Below are 19198 nucleotides of genomic sequence, written 5' to 3'. Positions count from 1 at the left end.
TGTCGCCGACGCGATGAACATGGTTGACTATTTGCGGTCGCAGCTTCTGTGTTCGTGTCAAACTTTCGCAGGATCGACGTTGCGGCCGCGGTTCCTGCGAGGTTAATCGGTCGGGTGAAGTTCCGGCGACTCAGCGAGGTATGGCGGTCGTACCAGGCCCGGGGCATCGAAAAGCGATGCCCCGCACCCAGAAGAAAAGGAAAGATCGAGAGATGCCACAGGGAACTGTGAAGTGGTTCAATGCGGAGAAGGGCTTCGGGTTCATCGCCCCTGAAGACGGTTCCGCGGATGTGTTTGTCCACTACACGGAGATCCAGGGTTCGGGCTTCCGCACCCTCGAAGAGAACCAGAAGGTCGAGTTCGAGATCGGCCATAGCCCTAAGGGCCCCCAGGCCACCGGAGTCCGCTCCGTCTAAACGAGAGCAGACCTGAACGGATACCCCCCGTGCAGACCCGCCCAAAGCGGGTTCAGCCGGGGGGTTTCCTCTTTTACTGCGGCAACCAGGCGTGCATGCCCGTCGACGCCCCGCGGCGCGCCGGTTGCCTCAAGACGCGGGCGGGCCCCCTGGCCTACTGTCGGTGGCGTGAGCCAGCTTTCCTTCTTTACAGCGGAGTCGGTGCCGCCTGCGGTCGCCGATCTTTCCGGGGTGCTGGCGGCGTCCGGGCAGATCGTCACCGTCGGTGCCACCGGTGAAAACGCCGTTGCGGGTGCTCGGCTGTCGGTGGTCGTGGACCAGCCCTGGCGGGCCTCGGCGCTGGCCGAGATGATCCGGGAGGCGGGCCTGGTCGCCGAGATCGGCCGTACCGACGAGGACACCCCGTTGGTACGCACCGCCGTGGACCCCTCGCTGAGCACGCTGGCCGCCGAATGGACGCGCGGGGCGGTCAAGACCGTGCCGCCGCGCTGGCTGCCCGGCCCGCGCGAGCTGCGGGCGTGGACGCTGGCGGCCGGAAACCCGGAGGGCGAGCATTACCTGCTGGCATTGGACCCGCACGCGCCGGACACGCACTCGCCGCTGGCGTCGGCGTTGATGCGCGTGGGGATCGCGCCCACCCTGATCGGCACCCGCGGCGGGCGCCCGGCGTTGCGGATCAGCGGACGCCGCAGGCTATCGCGCCTGGTAGAAAACGTGGGGGAACCGCCCGACGGCGCCGACGCGTCCGCCCGCTGGCCGCGCGTCTAGCCGGCGGATGGCGGCCGAAATTCCGCCGTTTTCGCGAAGGTCAGTTTGCGCAGGCCCGCCCAAGGGTGCGAAATTGTCAGGTGCCGCAGGGCGAAGGAACGGTCGCGTACCTGAATTTCACCGGAATTTTCGATGCCGACCTGTCATTCTTCCTGCAGGTGGTCTCGCAGGGGGGACCAATCACGGATGGAGCGTAAGGGCAGTTGGCTGACCCGAAACTAAAGGACACCAGTAGCGGCGGGAATGGCAGCCGCCGGCGACTCGTGATTGTCGAGTCGCCCACCAAGGCGCGCAAACTGGCCGGCTACCTGGGCTCCAGGTACATCGTCGAGTCCTCGCGCGGCCACATCCGCGACCTGCCCCGGGCCGCCGCCGACGTGCCGGCGAAGTTCAAGTCGGAGCCCTGGGCCCGCCTCGGGGTCAACGTCGACGCGGACTTCGAACCGCTGTACATCATCAGCCCCGAGAAGAAGAGCACGGTCACCGAACTCAAGGGCCTGCTCAAGGAGGTCGACGAGCTCTACCTGGCCACGGATGGTGACCGCGAGGGCGAAGCCATCGCCTGGCACCTGCTGGAAACCCTGAAGCCGAACATCCCGGTCAAGCGGATGGTGTTCCACGAGATCACCGAGCCGGCCATCCTCGAGGCCGCCGAAAACCCGCGCGACCTGGACATCGATCTGGTCGACGCGCAGGAAACCCGGCGCATCCTGGACCGGCTGTACGGCTACGAGGTCAGCCCCGTGCTGTGGAAGAAGGTCGCGCCCAAGCTGTCGGCGGGCCGGGTCCAGTCGGTGGCCACCCGGATCATCGTGCAGCGCGAACGCGACCGCATGGCGTTCCGGAGCGCCTCCTACTGGGACATCGTGGCCCAGCTGGACGCGAGCGTGTCCGACCCGCAGGCCTCGCCGCCCACCTTCACCGCCCGCCTGACCGGCGTCGACGGCCTGCGCGTGGCCTCCGGCCGCGACTTCGACTCGCTGGGTCAGCTGCGCAAGGCCGACGAGGTGACCGTTCTCGACGAGGCGAGCGCCACGCAGCTGGCCGCGGGCCTGCGCGGGGCGCAGCTGTCCGTCGCGTCGGTGGAGGAGAAGCCCTACACGCGGCGCCCCTACGCGCCGTTCATGACCTCGACGCTGCAGCAGGAGGCCGGCCGCAAGCTGCGGTTCTCCTCCGAGCGCACCATGAGCATCGCCCAGCGGCTCTACGAAAACGGCTACATCACCTATATGCGTACCGACTCCACCACGCTGTCGGAGTCCGCGATCAACGCCGCCCGCACGCAGGCCCGCCAGCTCTACGGCGCGGAATACGTGTCCCCGTCGCCGCGGCAGTACACGCGCAAGGTCAAGAACGCCCAGGAGGCGCACGAGGCGATCCGCCCCGCGGGCGAGACCTTCGCGACCCCGGACGCGGTGCGCCGCGAGCTCGACGGCGACGAATTCCGCATCTACGAGCTGATTTGGCAGCGCACGGTGGCCTCGCAGATGGCCGACGCCCGCGGCACCACGCTGAGCCTGCGGATCAACGGTCAGTCGGCGGGCCGCGACGTCACGTTCTCGGCCAGCGGTCGCACCATCACCTTCGCGGGTTTCCTGAAGGCCTATGTGGAGACGGTGGACGAATTGGCCGGCGGCGAGGCCGACGACGCCGAGAGCCGGCTGCCGCAGCTGACCAAGGGCCAGCGGTTGGACGCCATCGAACTCACCCCCGACGGCCACGCCACCAATCCCCCGGCGCGTTACACCGAGGCGTCACTGGTCAAGGCGCTCGAAGAGCTGGGCATCGGCCGCCCGTCGACGTACTCGTCGATCATCAAGACCATCCAGGACCGCGGCTACGTGCACAAGAAGGGCAGCGCCCTGGTGCCGTCCTGGGTGGCGTTCGCCGTAACCGGTTTGCTGGAACAGCATTTCGGCCGCCTGGTCGATTACGACTTCACCGCGGCGATGGAAGACGAGCTCGACGCGATCGCCTCGGGGCAGGAGCGACGCACCGACTGGCTCAACAACTTCTACTTCGGCGGCGAGCACGGGGTGGCCGACTCGGTGGCCCGCTCCGGCGGCCTGAAGAAGCTCGTCGGCGTCAACCTGGAAGGCATCGACGCCCGAGAAGTCAACTCCATCAGGCTATTTGACGACGAACAGGGCCGGCCGGTCTACGTCCGGGTGGGCAAGAACGGGCCTTACCTGGAACGCATGGTGACCGGTGATGACGGCGAGCCCAAGCCGCAGCGGGCCAACCTCAACGACTCGCTGACCCCCGACGAGCTCACGCTGGAGGTGGCCGAGCAGCTGTTCGCCACGCCGCAGGAGGGCCGCGTGCTGGGGGTGGACCCGGAAACCGGACACGAGATCGTCGCCAAGGACGGCCGGTACGGCCCTTACGTTTCCGAGGTCCTGCCGGAGCCGCCGCCCGACGACGACGGCAGCGCCGCGCCGGCCAAGAAGGGCAAGAAGCCGACCGGCCCCAAGCCCCGCACCGGTTCGCTGCTGCGCACGATGGACCTGCAGACGGTCACGCTCGAGGACGCGCTGCGGCTGCTGTCGCTGCCGCGCGTGGTCGGGGTGGACCCCGCCACCGGCGAGGAGATCACCGCGCAGAACGGCCGGTACGGCCCATACCTCAAGCGCGGCACCGATTCTCGCTCGCTGGCGACCGAGGAGCAGATGTTCGACATCACCCTCGAGGAAGCGCTGAAGATCTACGCCGAGCCCAAGCGCCGCGGCCGGCAGGGTGCCGCCGCGCCGCCGCTGCGTGAGCTGGGCGCCGATCCGGCGACGGGCAAGCCGATGGTGATCAAGGACGGCCGGTTCGGTCCGTACGTCACCGACGGTGAGACCAACGCCAGCCTGCGCAAGGGTGACGACGTCGCATCGATCACCGACGAGCGCGCCGCCGAACTGCTGGCCGATCGCCGGGCTCGTGGCCCGGCCAAGCGTCCGGCCAAGAAGACGACCCGCAAAGCGCCGGCCAAGAAGGCGCCGGCGAAGAAGGCCGCCAAGCGCAGCTGAGCCCGGCTCTCAGTAGCCCGGGCCGATGGCCTCGCCGGACATCTCCTCGGTCCGCGGCCGGGTGGGCGCGGGGTCGGTCGTTCCGGCCAGGTGCACCGGGCGTGCCAGCTGGGTGGGCGCGCGGCGGCCGCGCAGCTCGACCACCTCGCCGACGTCCCAGCACAGGGCCTCGGCGTCCAGCGCGCCGCTGACCGCGATCGCCGACGCGAGCACGTGGCCGGGCTCGAGCTTGGCCAGTTCGGTCAGCCGGGCGGCCTCGTTGACCGGGTCGCCGATCACCGTGTACTCGAAGCGGGCCTGCGCGCCGATGTGACCGGCGATGGCCCGCCCGGAGGACACCCCGATGCCGAACTCCGCCGAACCGATCACCGGCAGCAGCGCGTCGTGCAATTCCCGGGCCGCGGCCAGCGCTCCGCCGGGCGAGTCGGGGTGTTCGATCGGCGCGCCGAAGATGGCCAGCGCGGCGTCACCCTGGAACTTGTTGACGAAACCGCCATGCTTGCCAACGGTTTCCACCACCACCCGGAAGAACTCGTTGAGCAGGTGGACGACCTCGGCGGGTGGCCGGGTGGAGGCCAGCTGGGTGGACCCGACCAGGTCGACGAACAGCACCGCGACGTCGCGCTCCTGGCCGCCCAGCTCGGTGCCGCGCTCCAGCGCCCGGCGGGCCACGTCCTCACCGACGTAGCGGCCGAACAGGTCCCGCAGCCGTTGCCGCTCGGACAGGTCGCGCACCATGTCGTTGAAGCCCGCCTGCAGCAGGCCGAGCTCGCTGGCGTCATAGATCTGCATGTGCGCGTTGTAGTTTCCGCGCTGCACTTCGGAAAGCGCCCAGCGCAGCTGGCGCAGCGGGTCGGCGATCGACATGGCCACCAGCAGCGTGCTGACTCCGCCGATGCCCAGCGCCGCCACCGCCAGCAACAGGATTGGGGTGAACAGCTTCTCCGGTGTGGCGTGCAGCAGCGAGGTCTTGTCGGCCACCACCGCCAGCACGATCGCCAGCACCGGCACGGCGGTGGACAGCATCCACGTCAGGATCTGGCGCAGGATGACGCCGGGCGCCTTGACGTTTTCGGGCACCCCGCTGCGCAGGGCGGCCACCGCCACGGGCCGCAGCACCCGTTCGGACTGCAGGTAGCCGATGATCGAGGTGGCCGCGGCCCCCAGCCCGGTGGCCACCGCCACCACGGGTGCGGCGTACCGCGCCACCGACCAGCTGGCGATGATGAACACCACGCTGCCGATGGCCCAGGCCACGATGCTGATCAGGGTGCGGTAGAACGGCATTCGCAGCGCGCGGCTGCGGGCCAGTTCGGTGGCGGCGGGGTCGGCCTCGGCGAGCATGTTGTCGCGGCGCTGCCACCGGAACACGGGCAGCAGCAGCCGCAGCGTGACGGCCAAACCGGTGAGGAACACGACGACCAGCGCGGTGGCGAAGATCGCCACGTTCAGCACCGGCAGGTCCTGTAACTGGATGCGGTCCTCGGGCGGCAGCGCGTAGCGCAGGAAGCCGAGCACGAACAGGGCGCCGATGATGTCGGCCTGCAGCATGCTGAGCGAGAACAGCGGCCACGGCGTGCGCATCACCCAGCGGACGAATGCGCTGATCCGCCCCGGTAGTGCCGCCGCCGTAGTCACTTACCCACCGTATCGGGCGGCGGCGACGTCTCGGAAACTTAATAGCGATCTCGGCAGGTCGCCCGCGATGCCCAACCGGCGCCGAAGATAACGGAATGGTCGCGGTACGGTGGCCGTTCGGTATCTGTCGGCACCGCCACTACTGTTACCGGTGATGTCCGGGGTGTTTACGCGGCTGGTAGGCCAGGACGCGGTGACGGCCGAGCTGCTGGCCGCCGCCCGAGCCGCCCGTGGTGACGCCGACCACAGTGGGTCTGGCGCCGGGACTATGACACACGCGTGGCTGATCACCGGCCCGCCGGGCTCCGGGCGCTCGGTGGCGGCGCTGTGCTTCGCGGCCGCCCTGCAATGCACGTCGGCCTCTGACGACGGCGAGCCGGGCTGTGGGCGCTGCCACGCGTGCACGACGACCATGGCCGGCACCCACGCCGACGTGCGGCGGGTGATCCCCGAGGGCCTGTCCATCGGCGTCGACGAGATGCGCGCGATCGTGCAGATCGCGTCGCGGCGCCCGGCCACCGGGCACTGGCAAATCGTGGTGATCGAAGATGCCGACCGGCTGACCGAGGGCGCCGCCAACGCCCTGCTGAAGGTGGTCGAGGAACCGCCGCCGTCGACGGTGTTCCTGCTGTGCGCGCCGTCGGTGGATCCCGAGGACATCGCGATCACGTTGCGTTCCCGGTGCCGGCATGTGGCGCTGGTGACGCCCTCGGCCGAGGCGATCGCGCGGGTGCTGGTCGACAGCGACGGCCTGACCCCCGACACGGCGAACTGGGCGGCGTCGGTCAGCGGCGGGCACGTGGGCCGGGCGCGACGGCTGGCCACCGATCCCGAGGCCCGGGCGCGCCGGGAGCGGTCGTTGACGCTGGTGCGCGACGCCGCGACCCCGTCGCGGGCCTACGCCGCGGCCGAGGAGCTGGTGGCGGCGGCCGAGGCCGAGGCCGTTGTGCTGACCGCCGACCGCGCCGAGGCCGAGACCGAAGAGCTGCGCACGGCCCTGGGCGCGGGCGGCACCGGCAAGGGCACCGCGGGCGCCATGCGCGGCGCGGCCGGGGCGATGAAGGACCTTGAGCGACGCCAGAAGTCGCGTCAGACCCGGGCCTCGCGCGATGCGCTGGACCGCGCGCTGATCGACCTGGCGACCTACTTCCGCGACGCGCTGATGGCCTCCGCCCTGCAAGGGGGAGCCGCGGTGCGGGCCAACCACCCGGACATGGCCGAGCGGGTGGCCGCGCTGGCCGCCCACGCCCCGCCCGCGCGGCTGCTGCGCTGCATCGAAGCGGTGCTGGAGTGCCGCGAGGCGCTGGCGATCAACGTCAAGCCCAAGTTCGCCGTCGACGCCATGGTCGCCACCATCGGCCAGCAACTGCGCGACTAACCGCCTGGCTTGGGTCTGCCCGCCCGCCTGCCGTAGACTCGTGCCGCCCGGCGTGCGGGTATGCCGCCTTAGCTCAGTCGGTAGAGCGATTCACTCGTAATGAATAGGTCGGGGGTTCGATTCCCCCAGGCGGCTCCATCTTTTTCACCCGACGCGTTCACGCCGGCGCGACGAACCCCACCGGGCCCGACGCGAGGCACAACGCCAGCGCGGTCGTGTTGGCGCGCACCGTGATCGCGTCGCCGGCGCCCGGCAGCCGCGCGAAGACCCGGTTGAGCCCGGGATGCACGGGCACCTTGACCTCGGGACCCTGCGTCATCGACAACGTCATCGAGCCGTCGCTGTTGGCCAGGTAGTTCAGTTCGACCGTCCAGTCGGCGGGCAGCAGCGGGCCGTCGAGGGCCAGGCGCGCCGGGCGGTCCGGCTGGGCGAAGTAACCGCACTGGGGCATCGGCCCGGGCGCGATGGTCCGGACCCAGGTCACCCGCGCCTTGATCAGCCGCCCCGAGGGGTCGAACATGCGCAATTGTGTTGTGGCCGGCGCGAATTCGGGCCTGTCCCGCAGCAGGGCGAACAGGTGGCTGGCCAGATTCTCCGGCGCGGCCACCCGCTGCAACACGAACGGGTCGACCTCCTGATCCAGCAGCGGCGCGTCCGAGGCCGCCTGCGCCGCGGCCAGCGACGCCCGGGCGTTGCGCAGATAGGGCTGGGCCGGGTTGTCGCGCCAGCTGGTCAGGAACGTGGCCGTCGAGTACAGGCTGCTGGCCACGAACAGCACCGCCAAAACCGCGACCGCCGCGGCGCGTTTCGGTGAAGCGTCGAGCCAGCGCGGCCCGGCCTGCCGGTTGGGCGCGCACAACGCCACCGCGGCCAGCAGCGCCAGCACCACGACCAGATCGGGCAGGTAGCGCAGCGTCTGCGCCAGCTCGAGCGCGGTTTGCTTCGACGACCGCATCAAATAGATCGGCACCTGGCAGGCCACGGCGTAGCCGACGGCGATTGCCCACACCGGCCCGATGCGCTCCTTGCGCACCAGCGACACCGCCAGCGTCGCGGCCAGCACCAGCCACCCCAGCGCCATCACCGACGGCGGGGGCGTGGCCCAGGGCGAGGCGGGCGCCCAACGGTCCCAGTGCCACGGCCCGCCGGCCAGCCCCGGCACGATGCCGTGCGTGATCGACCGTGCCAGCAGCCGGCCCGTCATCGACAGGTCCGAACTCCACCGCTGCTGATTGACCACGGCCAGATAGAGCGCGATCCAGGCGGCGGTGAGCGCCAGCGCGGCGATCCACAATCGCAGGCCGGCCCGCCACACCGTCGCCACCGCCGATCCCAGGCTGCGATCGCCGGTCACGTGCCGCAGCAGCGCGGCCACCGCGAACGCGACGAACGGGATCACCGCGGCCTTCTCGAAGAACAACAGCCCACCGAGGTAGACCAGCACGCCGGTCACCGCGTAGCGCTGTTTGCCGGTGCGCACCAGCGCGACGGCGTCGGCGCTCACCCAGGCCAGCGCGGCCAGCATCGGCAGCGAATTAAGCGCGGCCGCCCACCACGCGAAGCCGGGCACCGCCAACGGGATGAACAACCCGAACGTCAACGGGATCAGCAGCACCGGCCGCCAACCCAAGATGACGTGCAGCGCGCGCAACAACGCCAGCGAGGCCAGCAGTTGCAGCACCAGCAGGCTGACCGCCGGCCAGGTCCAGTCCAGTGGCGCGAGCCGGATGATGGTGCCCGCGAGCAGAAATGCCCCGGGCATGACGTGCCCGTCGTGGTCGTCGAACAGGTACGACGGCGCCAGCAGGTGGTGGGTGCCGGCCTTGCCGATGAGGATCAGGTCGTCCCAGTAGAAGTAGCCGCCGAAGGCCAGCACCGCGCGCACGGCCAGCTGCACCGCGATGAGCGCGACCGCCACGACCGCTATGTATGGTGGGCCGGTGCGTGCACTGGTTACCGGGGCAGCCGGATTCATCGGCTCGACGCTAGTCGACCGTCTGTTAGCCGACGGTCATGCGGTGGTGGGGCTGGACAACTTCGCCTCGGGCCGCGCGACCAACCTCGAGCATCTGGCCGACGACCCGGCCCACGTCTTCGTCGAGGCCGACATCGTGACCGCCGACCTGCAGGCAATCCTCGACGAGCACCGCCCGGAGGTGGTGTTCCACCTGGCGGCCCAGATCGACGTGCGGCACTCGGTGGCCGACCCGCAGTTCGACGCGTCGGTCAACGTGATCGGCACCGTGCGCCTGGCCGAGGCCGCTCGCCGGGCGCAGGTGCGCAAGATCGTGCACACCTCCTCGGGCGGGTCCATCTACGGCATCCCGCCGCGCTACCCGACTCCCGAGAGCGTGCCGACCGACCCGGCGTCGCCGTATGCCGCGGGCAAGGTGGCGGGCGAGATCTACCTGAACACCTTCCGGCACCTGTACGGCCTGGACTGCTCGCACATCGCGCCGGCCAATGTCTATGGGCCGCGCCAGGATCCGCACGGTGAGGCCGGGGTGGTGGCGATCTTCGCCCAGGCGCTGCTATCGGGCAAGCCCACCAAGGTTTTCGGCGACGGCGGCAACACCCGCGACTACGTCTTCGTCGACGACGTCGTGGACGCCTTCGTCAAGGCCTCCGGTGACGCCGGCGGCGGGCAGCGCTTCAACGTCGGCACCGGCATCGAAACCTCAGACCGCCAACTGCATTCGGCGGTGGCGGCCGCCGTCGGGGCGCCCGACGACCCGGAGTTCGCGCCGCCGCGGCTGGGTGACCTCAAGCGGTCCTGCCTCGACATTGCTTCTGCCGCAGAGGTTTTGGGGTGGAAGCCGAAGGTCGAGCTGTCCGACGGGGTGGCCCGCACCGTGGAGTACTTCCGCCGGGCGCAGGCCCGCTAGCTCGTCTCGGGAGCCTGCGCGGATTCCAGGGCCACCGCACGGGCCAGCCGCGCGTAGCGCAGCTCCAAGTCCTTGAACCGCATGTACGTGCTGAGCGTGGTGAAACAGAACGCCATGATCAGCGCGTAGAGCATCAGGTCGGTGCCGCGGCGCACCCCGAACCACTGGGCCACCACCGTGGTGTCGTCGGGGCGCAGCACCGCATAGATGCCGCCCAGCACGAACACCACGTAGCCGACCTTCACCCAGGCCTTTGACCGCGAATTGCGCCGCGAGCGCAGCAGATAGACCAGCAGCGCGACGATCGACCCGATCAGCAGCACCTGAATCCAGTTCATGGAGTCCTCCCTCGCAGGAATCCGTCGAAAATGATGTTGACACCGTTGAGCAGGGGCTGCCCCTTGGACCTCGAGTACTCGGTGTAGAGCACCTCGATCGGCTCTTCGGCGACGCGCCAATGGTTTTCGTCGATCAGCATGACGAATTCGTTGGCGTGGCTCATGCCGCTCATGGTGATGTCCAGCCCGTCGGCGACCTTCTTGTTGAACACCCGCAGCCCGTTGTTGGTGTCGGTCAGGCCAAGTCGGCGGCCGCGCCGGCTCAGCCGCGCGGCGGTCTGCAGCACGATCCGTTTCACCAGCGGCGGCCGGGCCCCCCGCTGCGTGCCGAACCGGGTGCCGATCACGACGTCGACGTCCCCGGCGCGCAACCGGTCGACCATGGTCGCCAGGTCCTTGACGCGGTGCTGGCCGTCGGCATCGAACGTGGCGAAGATCTGGGCGCCCGGCTGCCTGCGGGCGTACTCCACGCCGGTCTGGATGGCCGCGCCCTGCCCGAGGTTGATCGGGTGGCGCACCAGGTGAGCCCCGGCCCGCCGGGCGATCTCACCGGTGTCGTCGGCGCTGCCGTCGTCCACGCAGACGACGTTGTCGAATACCGAGCGCACATCGGCCACCACCTCGCCGATGACAGCTGCTTCGTTGAAGGCGGGAATGACGACCCAGACGACCGAATAATGCGTTTCAGTACCCATCTAAGCCCACAAGGTACACGCTGGTGCAGGCCGAATCAGCCGGTAGAGCGCGCGGCGCGCGACAGCGCCACCAGATGGACGCCGATGCCCACCACCGGGCCGCACAGCAACCCGACCACGGTCCGGGTCTGCAGGGACAACGGCAGCAACAGGAGCAGCCCCGAGGCGACCGTGGCGCTCACCCAGCCCAGCGAGTAGGCCCGGTGCAGCGCGGCGGCCACCGCGGCAGCCCCGGTCAGCGTCAGCATGGCGATCGCCACCGCCGCCGCGGTCAGCCACGCCAGCAGCGCGCTGCTGGCGTGGTACTGCGGCCCGAAGGCCACCCGCAACAGCCAGGGGCCCAGCACGCCCGCGGCCGCCACGCCGACCGCGCCGATCGCCCCGACGATCGCGGCCGGGGCGAGCAGCGCGCGAATCCGATCGCTGCGCTCGTCGACGAAATGCGCAATCAGGTTGCCCTGCATGGCCGTCAGCGGCACCAGCAGCGGCGCGCGGGTCAGCGTGACGGCCAGGATGATCACCCCGCCCTGCGCGCCGAGCTCGGCGCTGGTCAGCTTCAGCAGCACCGGAAATCCCATCACCAGGATGGCGCTGGCGCCGGCCGCGGTGATCGAATGTGCCGCGCCCCGTAGGAAGGTCGCCGTCCCGCCCGGGGTGAGCAGCCGGGCGGTGGCCCTGGTGGCCGGCGAGGCCACCAGCAAGATCAGCCAGGCGACCGCCCCCGCCACCGTCGCCCACAGGAAGCCGACCAACCGCCACCCGAGCGCCACGGTGGCCGCGGCCACCGCCACCCGGATGACGGCGTCGGTCACCATGAGCGCGCCGTAGCGGGTCCACTGGTTGGTGCCGGCCAGCATGCCCAGCAGGGTGGCGTGCACGCAGAATCCGGCCAGGCCGACCGACAGCAGCGCCACCGACAGCAGCCGCGCCTCGACGAACACCCGCCCGCTCCACAACGGCGAACTGCCGGCGATCACGACGGCCGCGGCCACGCCCACCAGCATGGCGACCCGCATCGGGTGGGTGCGCGGTTCGCCGGGCACCGGCAGCGCGGCCAGGTCGCTGACATAGGGGGTGGAGCGGACCTCGCGGGTGGTCTCCTGCAGCAGGCCATTGGCGGCGCCGGTGACCAGCCCGAACGCCCCCCAGAACACCCCGAATATCGAAAAGCCGCTCGGCGCCAGGTCACGAGCGGCCAGGTAGATCACCGCGTAACCGCACAGCGCGGTCACGGCGGTGGCGGTGCCGACCCTGGCCATGCTGCCGCGCGCCACCGGCCCCTGCGAGGCGCTGATCTCGGTCATCGGGGCGGCGGCGCTTTCGGCCGACTGCCCCGATGTTTCGCCACAATTTGAAAATTCTATGCGGCCCGCAGCGGACGCCGGCCGCGACGATCCGGTTCGCTAGTGTGGGCGGCGGCCGGAAAGGATCCATGTCCGCTTTGCGCACCTTCGGGGTCTCGCTGTTGGTCACCGCGGCGGCACTCGGCCTCGGATACGCCTACGGCGGCTTCAAGGGTCTTTACCTGCTGCTGGTGCTGGCCGCCCTCGAGGTGTCGTTGTCGTTCGACAACGCGATCATCAACGCCTCGATCCTGAAGCGGATGAGCCGCTTCTGGCAGCGGATGTTCCTGACCATCGGGATCCTCGTCGCCGTGTTCGGCATGCGGCTGCTCTTCCCGCTGCTCATCGTGTGGGCGACCGCGGGCCTGGACCCGGTGCGGGCGATGTCGTTGGCGCTGCATGCACCGCCGCACGGCGCGCTGGAGTTCACGGACGGGTCGCCCAGCTACGAAAAGCTCGTCATCGCGGCTCACCCGCAGATCGCGGCGTTCGGCGGAATCTTCCTGTTGATGCTGTTCCTGGATTTCCTGTTTTATGACCGAGACATCAAGTGGCTCAAGTGGATTGAGATCCCGTTCGCACGCATCGGCCGGCTGGGGCAGGTGTCGCTGGTGGTCACCGGACTGGCGCTGGTCACGGTGGGCACGCGGCTGACGCACTCGGGGGACGAGGCGGCGACGGTGCTGACCGCCGGGCTGCTGGGCATGGTGACCTACCTGGTGGTGAACGGATTGAGCCGAGCCTTTCGGCCGTCCGACCCCGAGGCCGGCGCCGCCCCCAAACCCGCGACCGGCTGGGCCGGCCTCACGCTGTTCCTCTACCTGGAAGTCCTCGACGCCGCCTTCTCATTCGACGGTGTCACCGGCGCGTTCGCCATCACCTCGGACCCCGTCGTCATCGCGCTCGGGCTGGGCCTGGTGGGCTCGATGTTCGTCCGGTCGATCACCATCTACCTGGTTCGTCAGGAAGCGCTGGGCCGGTACGTGTACCTGGAACACGGCGCGCACTGGGCGATCGGGGCGCTGGCGGTGATCATGCTGGCCTCGATCGAGCCGCGGTTTGAGGTGCCCGAGGCGGTCACCGGCTCGGTCGGGGTGGTGTTCATCGCGGCCGCGCTGGGCTGGAGCATCCTGCGCAATCGGCGCGTCGCCCGCGCCCAGCGTGACCAGTGCGCGCCTCCGCGCGTCAGTGCCCCTGGGCCTTGAACCGCTCGATCGAGCGCTGGATCTCCGCCTCGGCGTCCTCGCGGCCGACCCAGTCCGCGGCCTTGACGAACTTGCCCGGCTCCAGGTCCTTGTAGTGCACGAAGAAGTGCTTGATCACGTCCAGCTCGAACTCGGGAACGTCGCCGATGTCCTGGATGTGGTCCCAGCGGTGGTCGCCGGCCGGCACGCACAAAACCTTGTCGTCGCCGCCCTTTTCGTCGGTCATCCGGAACATCCCCACCGGGCGGGCCTCCACGATCACGCCGGGGAACACCGACTGCGGCAGCAGCACCATCGCGTCCAACGGGTCGCCGTCCTCGCCAAGGGTGTCCTCGATGAAGCCGTAGTCGGTCGGGTAGGCCATCGCGGTGTAGAGGTAGCGGTCCAGACGTAGCCGACCGGTCTCGTGGTCGACCTCGTACTTGTTCCGCTGGCCTTTTTGAATCTCGATGGTCACGTCGAATTCCACCGCGTCGGCTCCTTGTCTGATTAGGCAGGCCAATTTTGCTCTGCTACACCCTAGTCGAGCGCATCGGCGCCGATTCGGCAGAATGGGTCGCAGACAGTCAGGAGAGTCATGGCCCGTACTCGCTGGCAAAAATCCACCCCAGTGTTCATCGGGTTGGGCGTGCTGGCGTTTGTCGTCGCCGTCGTGGTGGCGGCAGCGTTTTTCACCACGGCCGGGCACGGCGCCAACAGCGCGCATGCCCCGATCCCGCCGCCGCACGCGCCGACGGTGAAGCCGGGCATGGTCCCGGTGAGCGACACCGCCGAGCTGCCCAGCGGACCCGGTGTGGCCGCCATGCTGGCGCCGGTGGCGGGCGACCCCAACCTGGGCCGCCTCGGCGGCCGGGTCACCGACGCCATCACCGGGAAAGAGCTGTGGCAGGTGGCCGACGACCTGCCGCTGGTGCCCGCGTCCACCAATAAGGTGCTCACCGCGGCCGCGGCGTTGCTGACGCTGGACCGCCAGGCGCGGATCAGCACCCGGGTGGTGGCGGGCAGCCAGAACGCCCAGGGCCCCGTCGTGCTGGTGGGAGCGGGCGATCCGGCGTTGTCGGCGGCGCCGCCCGACGTGCCCACCTGGTACCGGGGATCGGCGCGGATCAGCGACCTCGTCGAGCAGATCCGGCGCAGCGGCGTGACGCCGACCGCGGTGCAGGTGGACACCTCGGCGTTCAGCGGGCCGACGATGGCGCAGGGTTGGGACCTCGCCGACGTCGACAACGGCGACATCGCGCCGATCGAGTCGGTGATGATCGACGCCGGACGCATCCAGCCGAGCACGGTCAACTCGCGGCGGTCCCGCACCCCGGCCCTGGACGCCGGCCGGGAGCTGGCCAAGGCGCTGGGCCTGGACCCCAACGCGGTGACGATCGCCACCGCGCCGTCGGGAGCCCGGCAGCTGGCGGTGGTGCAGTCGGCGCCGCTGGTCCAGCGGCTGTCCGAGATGATGGACCACTCCGACAACGTGCTGGCCGAGAGCATCGCCCGCGAGGTGGCGGCGGCGATCAACCGGCCGCGCAGCTTCGCCGGCGCCGCCGACGCGGTGACCAACCGGCTGACCACCGCCCACGTCGACACCGCGGGCGTGGTGCTGCTGGATTCCAGTGGACTCTCGGTCGACGACCGGTTGACGGCCAAGACGCTCGACGGCGTGCTGCAGGCGGCGGCCGGGCCCGACCAGCCGTCGCTGCGGGCGCTGCTGGACCTGCTCCCCATCGCCGCCGGTAGCGGGACGCTGGCCGATCGCTTCACCGACGCCTCCACGGCCCAGGGGCCGGCGGGCTGGCTGCGGGCCAAAACCGGCTCCCTGACCGGCATCAACGCGCTGGCCGGGGTGCTCACCGACCGCAGCGGCCGGGTGCTCACCTTCGCGTTCATCTCCAACAACGCCGGCCCGAACGGCCGCAACGTGATGGACGCGCTGGCGACCCGGCTGTGGTCCTGTGGGTGCTCATGACGCCGGCGTCGGAGCTGACGCTGGGCACCGCGGTCGACTGGCGGTTCGCGGCCACGGTGGGTCGGCGGCTGGCCAGGCCCGGCCCGCCGTCCAGCGACTACACCCGCCGCCAGGTGATCGACGAACTCGCCACCTCGTCGGTCAAGGCCGAACCGCTGGTGCGTGACGTCACCGGCCTGATCACCGACGGCTTTGACAGGGGCCATGTGCCGGCCGCCCGCATCGTCGACCGCCCCGATTGGATCGCCGCGGCCACCGAGTCGATGCGGGTGATGATGAACGGCGCCGAGAAACCGCGCGGCTTTTTCACCGGCCGCGTCACCGGCGCGCAGACGGGCGCCGTCCTGGCTTACGTCTCCTCGGGGATCCTCGGCCAATACGACCCGTTCGCCGCCGCTGACGGCGCCCGGACCGGCTGTCTGCTGCTGGTGTATCCCAACGTCCTCGCCGTCGAGCGGCAGCTTCGCATCGAGCCGTCCGACTTCCGGCTGTGGGTGTGCCTGCACGAGGTGACCCATCGCGTGCAGTTCACCGCCAACCCGTGGCTGCCCGATTACATGTCGCAAGCGCTTGGCCTGTTGACCCGCGACGCCGGGGAGGACATGGGGCAGGTGATCGGCCGGCTGGCCGAATACGCCCGCAACCGCGGCAGCGGGGCCCCGGAATCCGACGCCAACTCGGCGGGGATCCTCGGCCTGGTGCGCGCGGTGCAGTCCGAACCGCAACGGCAGGCGCTGGACCGGCTGCTGGTGCTCGGCACCCTGCTGGAGGGCCACGCCGACCACGTCATGGACGCCGTCGGGCCGATGGCGGTGCCGTCGGTGGCCACCATCCGCCGCCGGTTCGACGAGCGCCGCCACCGCAAGCAACCGCCACTGCAGCGGTTGTTGCGCGCGCTGCTGGGACTCGACGCCAAGCTCAGCCAGTACACCCGCGGCAAGGCGTTCGTCGACCACGTGGTGGGCCAGGTGGGCATGGCCCGGTTCAACGCCATCTGGACCGGCCCCGAGACGCTCCCGCTGCCCATCGAGATCGAAGAACCCCAGCGATGGATCGACAGGGTGCTGTAGAACAGCTGCGTGCGGCTGTCGAGGCGTTCGCCAAGACCCACCTCGCCACCGACGATCCGTGGTGCGTGGCGCTGTCCGGCGGACCCGATTCCCTGGCCCTCACCGCTGTGGCCGCCCGGCTGCGGCCCACCACGGCGGTGGTCGTCGACCACGGGCTGCAACCCGACTCGGCCGCCGTCGCCGCCACCGCGCGGGCTCAGGCCCTGGCATTGGGATGCGTTGCGGCCCAAGTGGTTCGGGTCCGGGTGGGCAACCAGGGCGGTCCCGAGGCGGCGGCACGCGCCGCCCGCTACGCCGCGTTGAGCGCCCAGCACAGCGGCCCGGTGCTGCTAGGTCACACGCTCGACGACCAAGCCGAGACGGTGTTGCTGGGCCTGGGCCGCGGGTCCGGGGTGCGCTCGATCGCCGGGATGCGTCCCTACGATCCGCCGTGGTGCCGGCCCCTGTTGGCGGTGCGCCGGGCGGTGACGCACGCCGCGTGCCGGGAGCTGGGCCTGACGCCCTGGGAGGATCCGCACAACACCGACCGCCGCTTCACCCGGACCCGGCTGCGCACCGAGGTGCTGCCGCTGCTGGAAGACGTGCTCGGCGGCGGCGTGGCCGAGGCGCTGGCCCGCACCGCGACCGCGTTGCGGGAGGACTCCGAGCTGCTCGACACGCTGGCCGCCCGGGCGCTGCCGGGGGCCCGCGCGGACGCCGGCCTGCGGGTGCAGGCGCTGGCGGCGCTGGACGCCCCCGTGCGGCGCCGGGTGATCCGGGCGTGGCTGCTGGCCGGCGGCGCAACCGGCCTGACCGACAAGCAAATCCGGGCGGTCGACGGCCTGGTCACCCGCTGGCGCGGGCAGGGTGGGGTGGCGGTGGGGTCGTCGTCGCCTGGCGAGAGATTGTTCGCGGGCCGCCGCGACGGCCTGCTGACGCTGTGGCGCGAGCCGGTCCGTTAACCGCAATGTCGGGGCTGCCGTTGGTTATTCGCCCGCCGTCGTGGCACTCTGTGGGCGTGGCCCAGATCTCCTCGGCGATCACCCCCGCTCAGCCCGCGGAGCTTTACCCCGGGGATATCAAGTCTGTCCTGCTTACGTCGGCGCAAATTCAGGCGCGAATCGCCGAACTCGGCCACGAAATCGGCGAGAGCTACCGCGACGCCGCGACGCAGACCGGTCAGGACCTGCTACTGATCACGGTGCTCAAGGGTGCTGTGATCTTTGTCACCGACCTGGCCCGGGCGATCCCGCTGCCCACCCAGTTCGAATTCATGGCCGTCAGCTCGTACGGGTCGTCGACGTCCTCCTCGGGGGTGGTGCGGATCCTAAAGGACCTGGACCGCGATATCGAGGGCCGCGACGTGCTGATCGTCGAGGACGTCGTGGACTCGGGACTCACCCTGTCCTGGCTGTTGCGCAACCTCAAGACGCGGCACCCGCGGTCGCTGCGGGTGTGCACGCTGCTGCGCAAGCCCGACGCGCAGGGCGCGCACGTGGACATCGCCTACGTGGGCTTCGACATCCCCAACGACTTCGTCGTGGGCTACGGCCTCGACTACGACGAGCGCTACCGGGACCTGTCCTACATCGGCACGCTGGACCCCAGGGTCTACCAGCAGTAGCCGCGACCGCCGCTAGTCCAACTCCCACACCGCGGTCACCGAGAAGTTCACCGTTTGCTGGCCGGGCTCCAGCGGAACCATGGACGGCATGGCCCGCGGCGCCCCGACCGGCGGTGGGGTGGCACCGGTGGCCTCCGAGATGGACAGCACCCGGCCCAGCCGAAGCCCGGACAGCTGGGCGTACTGCTCGGCGCGGTTCTTGGCGTCGTTGAACGCGCGGGACCGGGCGTCCTTCACCAGTTGCGAATCGTCGGCGATGGAATAACGAACCGACTTGATCCGGGTGGCATCGCCGCCGGTGCCGACGATGAGGGCCAGCAGCCGCGACGCGGCGTCAGCCGGGTGGATCTTGACGGCGATGGCGTTGGTGGCGCGGTAGGCGGTGATGGCGGCGGTGCCGCTGGGCTCCGGGTTGTTGTATTCGGGGGACAGGGTGACCTCGGTGGTGCTGATGTCCTTACGGTCGATGCCGGCGGCGGTCAGTGCGTTGATCACCGCCTGTTGCCGGTCGTTGGTCTGGTTCATCGCGGTGGTGACGTCGGGTGCGGTGAATTCGATGCCCACGTCGGCGGTCAGGGTGTCCGGGACGCCCTGGACCTGGCCGGTGCCGACGACCGTGACCTGACGGGGGTTGGCCCCGGGCTGCGGCGCGTTGTGCTTGTCGCACGCCGACACCGCGGCGATGGTCAGGCCGGCCGCGACCGCGGCGATCGATCGGCGGACAAACCTCGAGGCATTCGGTGCGACCGGCATGCCTGGCACCCTAGCGTCCGGGCCGCGGTCGGTGGGCGCGATTTACGCCGCGGCGTTGTCGGCGTTTCGGCCGAAGCCACCGGTTTCGTTCAGCCCGCATACGCGAATGATGAGGTGCGACAGCCCGTT

General features: G+C 70.3%; 17 protein-coding genes and 1 tRNA gene. 11 read left to right on the top strand and 7 right to left on the bottom strand.

The genetic code is table 11. The annotated features are described in order from the left end of the window. The first annotated feature begins 212 nt into the window (after positions 1-212). The 3 genes from cspA (at position 213) to topA (ending at position 4198) form a co-directional block, all read left to right on the top strand. On the top strand, positions 213-416 hold the full coding sequence (gene cspA, locus A5659_RS26480; protein WP_007166602.1) for a cold shock protein CspA: 204 nt from the start codon (positions 213-215) through the stop codon (positions 414-416). A 168-nt stretch (positions 417-584) separates the two neighbouring features. Beyond that, positions 585-1184, top strand: coding sequence for a hypothetical protein (locus tag A5659_RS26475; RefSeq protein ID WP_066878069.1), 600 nt, complete (start codon positions 585-587; stop codon positions 1182-1184). A 203-nt stretch (positions 1185-1387) separates the two neighbouring features. Continuing rightward, the gene (gene topA / locus A5659_RS26470; RefSeq protein WP_066867589.1) at positions 1388-4198 is read left to right on the top strand and encodes a type I DNA topoisomerase; all 2811 of its coding nucleotides are present in this window, start codon (positions 1388-1390) and stop codon (positions 4196-4198) included. 9 nt (positions 4199-4207) lie between these two features. Here the strand turns inward: topA and A5659_RS26465 are convergent, their stop codons facing one another. Continuing rightward, the gene (locus A5659_RS26465; RefSeq protein WP_231998023.1) at positions 4208-5782 is read right to left on the bottom strand and encodes an adenylate/guanylate cyclase domain-containing protein; all 1575 of its coding nucleotides are present in this window, start codon (positions 5780-5782) and stop codon (positions 4208-4210) included. A gap of 208 nt (positions 5783-5990) precedes the next feature. Here A5659_RS26465 and A5659_RS26460 point away from each other — a divergent pair, with 208 nt between their 5' ends. Then, positions 5991-7214: a DNA polymerase III subunit delta' gene (locus A5659_RS26460; protein ID WP_066878065.1), complete on the top strand. Its 1224-nt coding sequence runs from the start codon at positions 5991-5993 to the stop codon at positions 7212-7214. Between the two features lie 62 nt (positions 7215-7276). Beyond that, positions 7277-7352, top strand: a tRNA-Thr gene (locus A5659_RS26455). 19 nt (positions 7353-7371) lie between these two features. Here A5659_RS26455 and A5659_RS26450 read toward each other — a convergent pair. After that, entirely contained in the window at positions 7372-9189 is a 1818-nt protein-coding gene (locus A5659_RS26450; protein WP_156749394.1) for a hypothetical protein, read from the bottom strand. Here A5659_RS26450 and A5659_RS26445 point away from each other — a divergent pair. After that, the gene (locus A5659_RS26445; protein WP_197498235.1) at positions 9155-10099 is read left to right on the top strand and encodes an NAD-dependent epimerase/dehydratase family protein; all 945 of its coding nucleotides are present in this window, start codon (positions 9155-9157) and stop codon (positions 10097-10099) included. The two genes, A5659_RS26450 and A5659_RS26445, sit on opposite strands and share 35 nt — an antisense overlap. Here A5659_RS26445 and A5659_RS26440 read toward each other — a convergent pair. The 3 genes from A5659_RS26440 to A5659_RS26430 are packed head-to-tail and all read right to left on the bottom strand — an operon-like array spanning position 10096 to position 12436. Further along, complete coding sequence (locus A5659_RS26440; protein ID WP_067185402.1) at positions 10096-10437, bottom strand: DUF2304 domain-containing protein; 342 nt, start codon at positions 10435-10437, stop codon at positions 10096-10098. The two genes, A5659_RS26445 and A5659_RS26440, sit on opposite strands and share 4 nt — an antisense overlap. Further along, complete coding sequence (locus A5659_RS26435) at positions 10434-11132, bottom strand: glycosyltransferase family 2 protein (RefSeq protein WP_066867575.1); 699 nt, start codon at positions 11130-11132, stop codon at positions 10434-10436. Before A5659_RS26435 ends, A5659_RS26440 begins: the two co-directional genes overlap by 4 nt. Positions 11133-11167: 35 nt before the next feature. Then, positions 11168-12436, bottom strand: a complete 1269-nt coding sequence (locus A5659_RS26430; protein WP_066867572.1) for a hypothetical protein — start codon at positions 12434-12436, stop codon at positions 11168-11170. 128 nt (positions 12437-12564) lie between these two features. Between A5659_RS26430 and A5659_RS26425 the strand changes: the two genes are divergently transcribed. Further along, entirely contained in the window at positions 12565-13680 is a 1116-nt protein-coding gene (locus A5659_RS26425) for a DUF475 domain-containing protein (RefSeq protein ID WP_067185399.1), read from the top strand. Here A5659_RS26425 and A5659_RS26420 read toward each other — a convergent pair. Beyond that, the gene (locus A5659_RS26420) at positions 13661-14149 is read right to left on the bottom strand and encodes an inorganic diphosphatase (RefSeq protein WP_066867566.1); all 489 of its coding nucleotides are present in this window, start codon (positions 14147-14149) and stop codon (positions 13661-13663) included. The two genes, A5659_RS26425 and A5659_RS26420, sit on opposite strands and share 20 nt — an antisense overlap. Positions 14150-14257: 108 nt before the next feature. Between A5659_RS26420 and dacB the strand changes: the two genes are divergently transcribed. Genes dacB through hpt form a run of 4 tightly spaced genes read left to right on the top strand, consistent with a single transcriptional unit; the run spans position 14258 to position 18316 of the window. Further along, positions 14258-15643, top strand: a complete 1386-nt coding sequence (dacB, locus tag A5659_RS26415) for a D-alanyl-D-alanine carboxypeptidase/D-alanyl-D-alanine-endopeptidase (protein WP_067185396.1) — start codon at positions 14258-14260, stop codon at positions 15641-15643. Next, positions 15640-16713 (top strand): zinc-dependent metalloprotease, encoded by a 1074-nt coding sequence (locus A5659_RS26410; protein ID WP_066880031.1) that lies wholly within the window; start codon positions 15640-15642, stop codon positions 16711-16713. Before dacB ends, A5659_RS26410 begins: the two co-directional genes overlap by 4 nt. Continuing rightward, complete coding sequence (gene tilS / locus A5659_RS26405) at positions 16692-17654, top strand: tRNA lysidine(34) synthetase TilS (RefSeq protein WP_067185393.1); 963 nt, start codon at positions 16692-16694, stop codon at positions 17652-17654. Before A5659_RS26410 ends, tilS begins: the two co-directional genes overlap by 22 nt. A 50-nt stretch (positions 17655-17704) precedes the next feature. Then, positions 17705-18316: a hypoxanthine phosphoribosyltransferase gene (hpt, locus tag A5659_RS26400; protein ID WP_066867244.1), complete on the top strand. Its 612-nt coding sequence runs from the start codon at positions 17705-17707 to the stop codon at positions 18314-18316. A 12-nt stretch (positions 18317-18328) separates the two neighbouring features. Here hpt and A5659_RS26395 read toward each other — a convergent pair whose 3' ends face one another. Continuing rightward, on the bottom strand, positions 18329-19069 hold the full coding sequence (locus A5659_RS26395; protein WP_067024119.1) for an SIMPL domain-containing protein: 741 nt from the start codon (positions 19067-19069) through the stop codon (positions 18329-18331). Positions 19070-19198 lie beyond the last annotated feature (129 nt).

It is taken from the genome of Mycobacterium sp. 1165196.3 (genome assembly GCF_001673415.1).
Lineage (GTDB): Bacteria > Actinomycetota > Actinomycetes > Mycobacteriales > Mycobacteriaceae > Mycobacterium > Mycobacterium europaeum_A.
The sequence above is the reverse complement of the archived record's forward strand: the minus strand, read 5'-3'. Positions and strand labels throughout refer to the sequence as shown.